Below are 10,110 nucleotides of genomic sequence, written 5' to 3'. Positions count from 1 at the left end.
ACTTCGTCAAGGGCGATAAGGCGGAAACGGAAGGAGTTTGGGTTCATAATGAGTGTCCGTATGGAAAATCTCCAAGAAAAATTGATGCTGTTATCAATGAAACCAATACTCAAAGAGGTAATATAACAAGTAAGCATACTTTATCTTCTGATGAAGCCTTAGATGCTGGAATTAAATACTTAGGCTCCGAATATAAAGAAATTGGTAAATCAGGTAGTGGTGTTTATCGGAATAAAGCAGGAACAAGGCAATTTAGAATTGATAACAACTCTTTAGAGGGGAATCATGCACCAAATGTACCGCATGTCCATTTGGAAAGGATAGACCCGAATAAGAAAAAACCACTAACAAATAACCATATTCCTATTAAAGATTAGGAGGTGTCTATGGAAATAAAATTCAATATCCTAGGAATTATTCTGAACGGAGCCAATCCTGAAGAAAAATTCATAAAAATTATTGATGATCAGGAAAATACTGGTGGATTTCTTATACTATTATCTTCAAATGACAAATTCTTACCGTTTAATAGTTATGATGATTGGGTTGAAAACTTAGAGATATTAAAAGAATATCTACAAGAATCTAATTGGATTATCAAGTGGTCCCAATAATTGGCAAACATAGGTCGTCTGAAACCGTGTTTGGTTTTTCAGACGACCTTTGAAAACAGGCTAAAAAGCATGGACTACAACCAAACTGTTTTATCTCACTTGCAAAGATTTTGGAAACATCATGATATTAAAAGATTTACTTGGGCTTTAGGAAGAATTGTTGAAGAACTTCCCGATTTCCAAGTTTTCCAAGTGATTCCTAACCATGCAGATGAGCCTTGGGTTTATGTCAGCTCCGGGATAGGTCCATTTTTAGGACAGGAGTTTTTTATCGTCAGCCCGTTTGAAACGCCTGAACATATTGAGACCTTGGCAATGCTGGCATCTGCAAGTATGCATTATCCTGATCAATTTCAATTAGGGAAAACCGTCAATATCGGCAGACCGTGGATTGAGCAATCATCCTTCCAGCATTTTCTGATTTCTCTGCCTTATCCTTATGGGCAAGAGTTGGAATATATGGATAATGTCCGATTTTTTTGGTTATTGCCGATTACTCATCAAGAGAGGCTTTTTTTAGATACTCATTCGGTAGAAGAATTGGAAACAAGATTTGATGAGCTAGGTATTGATTATTTAGATATAAATCGTGCAAGTACTATATAGCAGGGTAGATTAAAAACCCAACAATCAAAAGGTCGTCTGAAAAACCTTGTTTCTGGTTTTCAGACGACTTTTCGTTTGCCTGCCGATTAATATCACACGGCCTGTAAGCTGGCTTCAATGTCGTGCAGGCTGCGGTAGCAGGGGTTGAGCTGGTTGGCGATGAGGGTGAGCTGCCGGTGGAGGATGTGGCTTTGACGTTCGTCGCCTGCTTCTGTTTGTAAGGCTTCCAAGTCGGTTCGGATTTGGGAGAGGGTCGTCTGAAAATCTTGTTCGCTTGTTTGCGGGAGGCGTTCGAGCAGGTCGGCGATGCGGTAGCCGCTTTGGTAGAACTTGCGGACGAAGTCGGGGCTGCACGCGCCGTCCATTTCGCTGCGGTATGCGCCGAGCGCGGAGATGTAGCCGGTCAGGGCGTAGCTGGTTTTGAGAAGGTTGAAGCCGCTTTGCAGGTTGTTGCCGTATTTTTTGGGTTCGCTGCTCATGTCGGAGAGGGTGCTGCTGAGGGTGGCGGTGCGCTCGTGGGCTTGGCGGCGGACGGTGCGGTATTCGACATCGTCGGCGATGCCGTATTGGAGCTGGTCGAGGATTTTTCTGAGGTAGGCGCCGTTGCCGCCGACGGTTTGGGCGGCGGTTTTTTCGAGGGTGAGGTAACGCCAGTCCGGCCAGAGGTAGGTGACGGCTGCCCACGCGAGGACGGAGCCGACGATGGTGTCGATGATGCGGACGGGCATGGCGGCATAGACGTCCAGCCCGGCGAGAGAGAAGCTGGTGAGGGCTTGGATGGTGATGAAGAAGGTGGAGAAGCTGTATTTGTAGCTTCGGGTCATGAAAAACAGGGTGGTGCTGGCGATGACGATCCAGAGTTTGGTTTCGACGGACGGGGTGAAATAAGGCACAAGGGAGCCGACGATGACGCCGAGGATGGTGCCGGCAATGCGTTGGTACACGCGGCTTTTGGTGGCGGTGTAGTTGGGTTGGCAGACAAAGACGGCGGTCAGGAGTATCCAGTAGCCGAGGTTGAGATGGAGGATTTCGACGATGGTGCAGGAGGCGGCAACGAGGATGGAGAGGCGCGTGGCGTGACGGAACACGCCCGACTCGAAGTTGAGCTGGCTGCGGACGGTCTGCCAGACGTTTTTCAGGCTGCTGTTTTCGAGGGCGGCGATGCGGGTGTCGCTGCTGTTGTCGTTTTCGGCGGGGGAGTCGCTGTGTTGGAGTTGGCGCAGTTGGTGGTCGACGCTGCCGAGGTTGTCGAGCAGGCGGCGGATGTGGTGGATGTTGCGGCTTTCGGGGTGGTCGTCGGTGTAGTGCGAGAGTGATTGGCGGCAGCCTTCCATCGCGCGTCCGAGGCGTTTGCTGTATGTGTAGTCTTTGCCGTTCCTCAGGGCGGCGGCAACGTTGCGGCACGCCTGCCCCTGCATTTCGAGCAGGCGGCGGATGCGGAAGATGAGGTCGGTGTTTTTGAGGGTGTCGGTCAGCTCGGTATAGTCGGCGTGGGCGGAGCTGACGCGTTCGTGTATGTCTTGGGCGGTGAAGTAGTAGCGCAGCATTTTGGCGGTGCGCGGGTGGCGGTGTTTGCCGCGCAGGCGGTAAAACAGGGCGGCGCGGCATTGGTTGAAGGCGGTGATGACGCCGGTGTTGCTCATGGCGAGATCGATTTGGCGGTTGCCGAGCCAAGCGGCTTCGTCGGGATCGAAAAAGTCGGCTTTGGCGTCAAAATACCCGCCGAGCGCTTCGTAGGCGTTGGCGACGCTTTCTTGGACGGGGCGGTGCGGGAGGATGATTTGGAAAACGAGTGTGCAGGTGCTGTATAACACGGTCCCGAGCAGAATCATGACGGGATTGGTCAGCCAGAAGGTTTCGGGGGTGTAGGTGAGCGTGGTGTAGGTGGCGACGGCAAGTGCGCCGAACGCGAAGGTACGGTATTTCAGTCCGACCGCGCCCAAAATGGTAAAGCCGAAGGTCATCAGGGTCATGGCGAGGATGAAGGGCAGGCCGGTGCCGAGCGTGCTTTGGGCGACGAGCGACGAGAGGGTGAACAGGGCGACGGTGATGATGATGTTTTTCAGACGACCTGTCAGGCGGTTGTCCAAATCGACGAGGCCGCCCGCGATGATGCCGAGCACGAAGGGCATGGCGAGCTTGGGCGTGCCAAACCGCCAGACGAGGGTTGCGGCGATAAAGACGCTGGCGAAGACGGGCAGCGAGGTAATGATGAGGGGTTTGAGCGGCGGGAGTTTCATCGTATTGGGCGCGGCTTTAAATTGGAATGGTTTGATTATTATGAATGAAATGAAACGGTATTCTAACAGGATTTTAGGGCGGGACGGGGGCTGCGGGGTCGTCTGAAAGCGCAAACTGTCGCCATTTTCAGACGACCCCTTTGCGCGAAAATCCGAAACCCCACCCCGTCAAATATGCGATAATACCGCCACCTCAAACCGATTTCAGACGACCCATGCGCCTTAACGCCCGCCCCGCCCGTTTTGCCCGTACCGCACGCCGCGGCGCGTCCGTCGTTGTTTCGTAAAACCCCGCCTTAGCGGGGTTTTTGCCGAATTGAAGAAAGGAAGCCGAATGCCCAACCCGCTTTACCGACAACACGTCATCTCCATTTCCGACCTGACGACAGAACAGCTCGAGCTGCTCCTGCAAACCGCCCTCAAGCTCAAAGCCGACCCGCGCGACGACCTGCTCGAAGGCAAACTCATCGGCTCATGCTTTTTCGAACCCTCCACCCGCACGCGCCTGTCGTTTGAAACCGCCGTACAACGCTTGGGCGGCAAAGTCATTGGCTTCTCCGACGGCGCCAACACCAGCGCGAAAAAAGGCGAAACCCTCGCCGACACCGCCCGCATCATCTCCAGCTACACCGACGCCATCATCCAACGCCACCCCAAAGACGGCGCCGCGCGCGTGTCCGCCGAGTTTTCCAAAGTCCCCGTCATCAACGCCGGCGACGGCACCAACCAACACCCCAGCCAAACCCTGCTCGACCTCGTGACCATCTACGAAACCCAAGGCCGTCTGAACAACATCAAAATCGCCATGGCGGGCGACCTCAAATACGGCCGCACCGTCCATTCCCTCTGCCAAGCCCTCAAACGCTGGGACTGCGAATTCGCCTTCGTCTCCCCGCCCAGCCTCGCCATGCCCGAATACATCACCGAAGAACTCGAAGCCGCAGGCTGCCGTTACCAAATCCTGCCCGACCTCGAAGCCGCTATCGAATGGGCGGACATTCTGTACATGACCCGCGTCCAGCGCGAACGCTTCGACGAACAAGAGTTCGCCAAAATCCAAGGCAAATTCAACCTCAACGCCGCCATGCTCGCCAACGCCCGCCCCAACCTGCGCGTGCTGCACCCCCTGCCGCGCGTTGACGAAATCCACCCCGACGTCGATGCCACGCCGCACGCCTACTATTTCGAGCAGGCGACCAACGGCGTTTACGCCCGCATGGCGATTTTGTCGCTGGTGTTGAACGAAGAAGTATAAGGAGCAAATATGGAAACCCCCAAACTCAGCGTCGAAGCCATCGAAAAAGGCACCGTCATCGACCACATCCCCGCCGGCAAAGGCCTGATTATCCTGCGCCAATTCAAACTGCTGCACTACGGCAGCGCCGTCACCGTCGGCTTCAACCTGCCCAGCAAAACCCAAGGCAGCAAAGACATCATCAAAATCACCGGCGTCTGGCTGGACGACAACGCCGCCAACCGCCTCGCCCTCTTCGCCCCCGAAGCCGTCGTCAACACCATCGACCACTTCAAAGTCATCAACAAACGCCGGCTCACCCTGCCCGACGAAATCGCCGAAGTGTTCCGCTGCCCGAACACCAACTGCGCCAGCCACGGCGAGCCGGTGAAAAGCCGCTTCTACGTCCGCAAACAAAGCGGGCAGACCAAGCTCAAATGCCACTACTGCGAAAAAACCTTCAGCCGCGATTCCGTGGCAGAGGCTTAGTTTTAGCTATAAAGCCGGATCGGCATAAATGCGAAAGGTCGTCTGAAAACTTGAAATCAGTTTTTCAGACGACCTTTTTACATTTGGGAAGTGTTGTCGGTTTCACAACAAACGATAATTCAAAGGCATGAAAGAGAAATGACTTCCCTGCAACAATCGAATAGGGTTAAAACCGTGCAAAGAATCGAAAAGATTAGGCAAAAACGGTAAGGTGGTATAGAATCGAGCACCTATACTAATCGGATAGAGGCGTTTGTTTCAGACGACCTCTTTATTATTTGAATGTAGGTTTTAAGAAAATGACGAACTCACCTATTAAACAAACCGTAATCTTACTCAGCGCAGTCTTCTTCTCCGGCGCAGTCCACGCTTCGGGCTACCACTTCGGTACGCAGTCAGTCAATGCGCAAGGCACCGCCAACTCTTCCGGCGCGGAAGCCGCCGACGCATCGACCATCTTCTACAACCCTGCCGGCCTGTCCAAACTTGACAGCAGCCAAGTTTCCGTCAACGCCAACATCGTCCTGCCCAGCATCCGCTACGAAGCCGATTCCGCACAATACTATCAAGGCGGCGATGTTTCCGGCTCGAAAAGCGGCAAAATCACCAAAACCACCGTCGTTCCGCACCTCTACGGCGCATACAAAGTCAATGACGACGTAACTTTGGGCTTGGGCGTTTACGTCCCTTTCGGCTCTGTCACCGAATACGAAAAAGATTCCGTGCTGCGCCATAACATCAACAAACTCGGCCTTACCAGCATCGACATCGAGCCGGTCGTCGCTTGGAAAGCCAATGAAAACCATGCTTTCGGTGCCGGCCTGATCGCCCAATATTCCAAAGCCGAATTGCGCAAATATTCCGACTGGGATGCCTCCGGCGCTATTAGCCAACTCGCCAGCGGCCTTGCCTCACGCGCCGCCGGCCGCCCTGTATCCGTCAGCGCGCAAGGCAAATCTGACGGACACGCCGAAGTTAAAGGCCACGACTGGGGCTTCGGCTATCAACTTGCCTGGATGTGGGACATCAATGACCGCGCACGGGTCGGCGTGAACTACCGCTCCAAAGTATCACACACCCTCAAAGGCTCGGCAGAATGGGAAGCCGACGGCGCATACGCCCGTCGCGCTTGGGATTTGGGCGCGCTTGCCGCCCGCGGTTACGTTCCGCGTGAAAAAGCAAGCGTCAAAATCGTCACGCCCGAATCCTTGTCCGTTCACGGCATGTACAAAGCCACCGACAAATTCAACCTGTTCAGCGATGTAACTTGGACGCGCCACAGCCGCTTCAACAAAGCGGAACTGGTTTTTGAAAACACCAAAAACGTCGTCAACGGCAAATCCGACCGCACCGTCATCACGCCCAACTGGCGCAACACTTACAAAGTCGCGCTCGGCGGTTCTTACCAAGTGACCGACCCGCTGCAACTGCGCGCAGGTATCGCCTTTGACCGCTCGCCCGTCAAAAACGCCGGCTACCGCATGAACAGCCTGCCCGACGGCAACCGCATCTGGTTCTCGCTCGGTGCGAAATACCATATCGGCAAAAACCACGTCCTCGATGCCGCTTACAGCCACATCCACATCAACGACACCCGCTACCACACTGCCCGCGCGACCGGTAGCGATGTGGACAGCAAAGGCGCATCCGGCGCGCGTTTCAAAAACCACGCCGACATCATCGGCCTGCAATACACTTACAAATTCAAGTAAGCCGTTTTGCGCCGACATCAAAAGGTCGTCTGAAAACCAATATCCAGGTTTTCAGACGACCTTTTTTAATATACGGATTCAAAGGAATGCTTGGTCAACGGCGGACATAGTGGACAAAGGCGTATCCGATACCTTTCTCGCTTATGTGTGTTTCACGCAACTGCTCTTTCCATTTATCCGATGAAAATTCAGGGAAAAAAGCGTCTCCGGATACATCGAGCGACACCTCGGTCAGGCGCAAATCGGTTGCATACGGTAGGGCTTGGGCGTAAATCTGCGCACCGCCCATGATGATGATTTCTTCGGCATCCGCACACAATGCCAATGCTTCTTCCAGCTCGGAGACGGTTTCCGCCCCTTCGGCAAGATAATCCGACTGACGGGTAATAACGATATTGCGGCGGCCAGGCAATGGTTTCTTAGGCAGAGATTCCCATGTTTTACGCCCCATGACGACCGGTTTGCCTGTGGTATAGGTTTTGAAAAAGGCAAAGTCTTCGGGCAGATGCCAAGGCATGGTATTGTTGATGCCGATACAACGGTGGGCGGCATAAGCGGCAATCAGAGTGATTTTTTGCATGAGCATCCTTGTTTGAGGCTAAAAGCCAGTATTGTAAACGATATGGCGTATGGAGCGGTTTTCTTCCTGGCATCCTAAAATATGACTTGAGGTAATAATCATATAGACAATAATAAACATACCGTTTATCATTTAAACATACCGTTTGTCTTAACGGTTAAATCATATTAAGGGATAGATTTTCATTGTCGGATATTCGAGGGAGAAAGTATGCCGGGTTCTTATGCATTGTACCGCTGTGCGGTTTTATCGACATCCAGCGGTTCAGTTGACAGTATGGCCGGACGCGACAGCACCATACATATTCTGCATTTAAACATTTCGTTTAATCATCAATGGCATGCAGACGGTTCAGATGTGAACAACAAAGAATATTGCGAATGGCGCACCAATCATCTGGATGACCCGATCAGCACGCTGCCGCCTTGCGAAGACGAATTGTTCAAAACATTCAATTATCTGGTGGAGCAGGGCTATCACGAAGTCATCGTTACGACGTTGAGTCACAAATTGAGCGACTCGGCGGATGTTATCCGCAAAATGGCGGCGCAGTTTCCACAATTGAAAATCCATGTTATCGACACAGGTACCTGCTGTATGTCGGAAGGCTTTTTCGCCATGGAGGCGGAACGGCTGCTTCGGGCAGGCCTGCCTCCCCAAACGGTCGTCGCACACTTGGAAAGCCTCAAGCCTTATTGCCACATCGTATTCGGACTTTCTTCGCTCAAGTCCCTTTCTTTGGGCGGCACGCTTTCCCGCGTCGGCGCGTCTTTCGGCGATTGGCTCGGATTGCGTAACGTCCTGCACTTTTCGCAAGACAATTTGGAACGCTTAGAAACCGTTACCGACGATGTCAAAATGTTTGATTCCATTATTGCCAATACCGTCAGCCTGATGAACGGCAAGCCGAAAGACCAATTTATCCTCGGCGGCCTATACAGCGGCGACGAAGAACGCTACCGGCTTTTTGCCGAACGTTTTTTTGAAAAAACCGGAAGGCGGCTCGGGCAGGGCGTACCAGTATCCCCCGTTGTCGCTGCGCACGTCGGCATCTGCGGGGTCGGCGTGGGTATGGTGGAACGCATTGCAGCCCCTGTCTGAAAATTTCAAAGCAAAGCCATATCTTAAAGACTATGGGCATTGCTTGTTTGAATTGACGGCCTGATGATTAAATAGATGTCGGTTGGAGATAATCTGAATATTCAGTGTAGGCTTTGCCGAAGGCCTGCCATGCCGACAAGAATTGGGTTTTATGCGCATTTATTTCGCAGGGAAACCCCATGTGTTGCGGTCGGTTATGCCATGACTTTGTGTCGTGGCTAATTTGACGGATAGGAAACAAAAAGGTCGTCTGAAAACTGAAATCTCTGGTTTTCAGACGACCTTTTTGTATTTTAGGTTTTACACGCCCTGTTTCAGGCTGGCTTCGATGAAACCGTCCAAATCGCCGTCCAATACGGCTTTAGTGTTGCCGACTTCGTAGCCTGTGCGCAAGTCTTTGATGCGTGAGGAGTCCAAGACGTATGAGCGGATTTGGCTGCCCCAACCCACATCGGACTTACCTTCTTCCAACGCCTGTTTCTCTTCATTGCGTTTGCGCATTTCCAATTCATACAGTTTGGATTTCAACATTTCCATCGCAGCGGCTTTGTTGGCGTGTTGCGAACGGTCGTTTTGACACTGCACCACAATCCCTGTCGGCTCGTGGGTAATGCGCACGGCGGAGTCGGTTTTATTGATGTGCTGACCGCCCGCGCCCGATGCGCGGTAAGTGTCGATGCGCAAATCGGCAGGGTTGATTTCGATTTCGATGGAATCGTCGATTTCGGGGTAAACAAACACGGATGAGAAAGACGTATGGCGTTTGTTGTTCGAGTCAAACGGCGAGTAGCGCACCAGGCGGTGAACGCCGGTTTCCGTGCGCAGCAAGCCGTAGGCGTATTCGCCTTCCACGCGGATGGTGGCGCGGTTGATGCCCGCGATTTCGCCGTCGTCTTCTTCGAGGATTTCGATTTTGAAGCCTTTGCGCTCGGCGTAGCGGCTGTACATGCGGAACAGCATGCCCGCCCAGTCTTCCGCTTCCGTACCGCCCGCGCCTGCGGTGATGTCGATAAAGCAGTTGTTCGGGTCGGCGGGCTGGTTGAACATCCGTTTGAACTCCAAATCCGCCATCTGTTTTTCCAGTCCCGCCACGTCTTCCTGCACGGCGGCGAAACCTTCTTCGTCGTTTTCTTCGACGGTCATTTCAATCAGCATTCGGTTGTCTTCGATGCCCGACGCGATGTTGTCGAGCGTCAACACGATGCCTTCGAGGATTTTGCGCTCTTTGCCGATTTCTTGGGCGCGTTTGGGGTCGTTCCACAGCTCAGGGTCTTCGGAAAGGCCGATGACTTCTTCCAATCGGTCCTTCTTGCCCTGATAATCCATATAGACGCGGATGTCTTCGCTGCGCTTTTCCAAATCGTTCAGGGTGTTGTTGAGCTGGTTGATTACTTCGGCTTCCATGATTCTTGTGTGCTTTCAAAATTTTAGGGGCGTATTGTAAGGGATTTACGGGCTTTTTTCTATGATAAAGGTCGTCTGAAAACCTGAATCTCAAGTTTTCAGACGACCTTTGAATTTCCTTGCCGATTGT

10 protein-coding genes and 1 pseudogene are annotated in these 10,110 nt (G+C 52.6%); 8 read left to right on the top strand and 3 right to left on the bottom strand.

The window, feature by feature from the left end; genetic code table 11:
* From HMPREF2954_RS11210 to HMPREF2954_RS00170, 3 genes and pseudogenes are all read left to right on the top strand, one after another.
* Nucleotides 1–377, top strand: a pseudogene (locus HMPREF2954_RS11210) (HINT domain-containing protein); the annotation flags it as partial.
* A gap of 9 nt (nt 378–386) precedes the next feature.
* On the top strand, nt 387–614 hold the full coding sequence (locus HMPREF2954_RS00175) for a hypothetical protein (protein WP_045073857.1): 228 nt from the start codon (nt 387–389) through the stop codon (nt 612–614).
* 69 nt (nt 615–683) lie between these two features.
* A complete protein-coding gene (locus HMPREF2954_RS00170) occupies nt 684–1,220 on the top strand; it encodes a suppressor of fused domain protein (protein WP_045073856.1) in 537 nt (178 codons plus the stop codon).
* Between the two features lie 92 nt (nt 1,221–1,312).
* Here HMPREF2954_RS00170 and yccS read toward each other — a convergent pair whose 3' ends face one another.
* A complete protein-coding gene (gene yccS, locus HMPREF2954_RS00165; protein ID WP_045073855.1) occupies nt 1,313–3,460 on the bottom strand; it encodes a YccS family putative transporter in 2,148 nt (715 codons plus the stop codon).
* Between the two features lie 140 nt (nt 3,461–3,600).
* Between yccS and HMPREF2954_RS12600 the strand changes: the two genes are divergently transcribed.
* The 4 genes from HMPREF2954_RS12600 (at nt 3,601) to HMPREF2954_RS00150 (ending at nt 6,895) form a co-directional block, all read left to right on the top strand.
* Nucleotides 3,601–3,747, top strand: a complete 147-nt coding sequence (locus HMPREF2954_RS12600; RefSeq protein ID WP_156133778.1) for a hypothetical protein — start codon at nt 3,601–3,603, stop codon at nt 3,745–3,747.
* Nucleotides 3,748–3,794: 47 nt separating this feature from the next.
* Complete coding sequence (gene pyrB / locus HMPREF2954_RS00160; protein ID WP_045073853.1) at nt 3,795–4,715, top strand: aspartate carbamoyltransferase; 921 nt, start codon at nt 3,795–3,797, stop codon at nt 4,713–4,715.
* Between the two features lie 9 nt (nt 4,716–4,724).
* Nucleotides 4,725–5,183 carry an aspartate carbamoyltransferase regulatory subunit gene (gene pyrI, locus HMPREF2954_RS00155; protein WP_003758869.1) on the top strand — a complete coding sequence of 153 codons (459 nt, stop codon included), beginning with the start codon at nt 4,725–4,727 and terminating at the stop codon, nt 5,181–5,183.
* A 299-nt stretch (nt 5,184–5,482) separates the two neighbouring features.
* Nucleotides 5,483–6,895, top strand: coding sequence for an OmpP1/FadL family transporter (locus tag HMPREF2954_RS00150; RefSeq protein ID WP_045073850.1), 1,413 nt, complete (start codon nt 5,483–5,485; stop codon nt 6,893–6,895).
* A gap of 94 nt (nt 6,896–6,989) precedes the next feature.
* Here the strand turns inward: HMPREF2954_RS00150 and HMPREF2954_RS00145 are convergent, their stop codons facing one another.
* Complete coding sequence (locus HMPREF2954_RS00145) at nt 6,990–7,475, bottom strand: dihydrofolate reductase (RefSeq protein WP_045073847.1); 486 nt, start codon at nt 7,473–7,475, stop codon at nt 6,990–6,992.
* A gap of 210 nt (nt 7,476–7,685) precedes the next feature.
* Between HMPREF2954_RS00145 and HMPREF2954_RS00140 the strand changes: the two genes are divergently transcribed.
* Entirely contained in the window at nt 7,686–8,576 is an 891-nt protein-coding gene (locus HMPREF2954_RS00140; protein ID WP_070688951.1) for a DegV family protein, read from the top strand.
* A 300-nt stretch (nt 8,577–8,876) separates the two neighbouring features.
* Here HMPREF2954_RS00140 and prfB read toward each other — a convergent pair whose 3' ends face one another.
* Nucleotides 8,877–9,980: a peptide chain release factor 2 gene (gene prfB / locus HMPREF2954_RS00135; protein ID WP_003743167.1), complete on the bottom strand. Its 1,104-nt coding sequence runs from the start codon at nt 9,978–9,980 to the stop codon at nt 8,877–8,879.
* Between the last annotated feature and the right edge of the window lie 130 nt (nt 9,981–10,110).

It is taken from the genome of Neisseria sp. HMSC067H09 (genome assembly GCF_001814135.1).
In the GTDB taxonomy this organism is placed as follows: domain Bacteria; phylum Pseudomonadota; class Gammaproteobacteria; order Burkholderiales; family Neisseriaceae; genus Neisseria.
This window is presented reverse-complemented; position numbering and strand designations above follow the sequence as displayed.

What these genes read in the sequence shown, in the direction of transcription:
- HMPREF2954_RS00175 (WP_045073857.1), top strand. Translation starts at nt 387, where the DNA reads ATGGAAATAAAATTCAATATCCTAGGAATTATTCTGAACGGAGCCAAT.
- HMPREF2954_RS00170 (WP_045073856.1), top strand. Translation starts at nt 684, where the DNA reads ATGGACTACAACCAAACTGTTTTATCTCACTTGCAAAGATTTTGGAAA.
- yccS (WP_045073855.1), bottom strand. Translation starts at nt 3,460, where the DNA reads ATGAAACTCCCGCCGCTCAAACCCCTCATCATTACCTCGCTGCCCGTC.
- pyrB (WP_045073853.1), top strand. Translation starts at nt 3,795, where the DNA reads ATGCCCAACCCGCTTTACCGACAACACGTCATCTCCATTTCCGACCTG.
- pyrI (WP_003758869.1), top strand. Translation starts at nt 4,725, where the DNA reads ATGGAAACCCCCAAACTCAGCGTCGAAGCCATCGAAAAAGGCACCGTC.
- HMPREF2954_RS00150 (WP_045073850.1), top strand. Translation starts at nt 5,483, where the DNA reads ATGACGAACTCACCTATTAAACAAACCGTAATCTTACTCAGCGCAGTC.
- HMPREF2954_RS00145 (WP_045073847.1), bottom strand. Translation starts at nt 7,475, where the DNA reads ATGCAAAAAATCACTCTGATTGCCGCTTATGCCGCCCACCGTTGTATC.
- HMPREF2954_RS00140 (WP_070688951.1), top strand. Translation starts at nt 7,686, where the DNA reads ATGCCGGGTTCTTATGCATTGTACCGCTGTGCGGTTTTATCGACATCC.
- prfB (WP_003743167.1), bottom strand. Translation starts at nt 9,980, where the DNA reads ATGGAAGCCGAAGTAATCAACCAGCTCAACAACACCCTGAACGATTTG.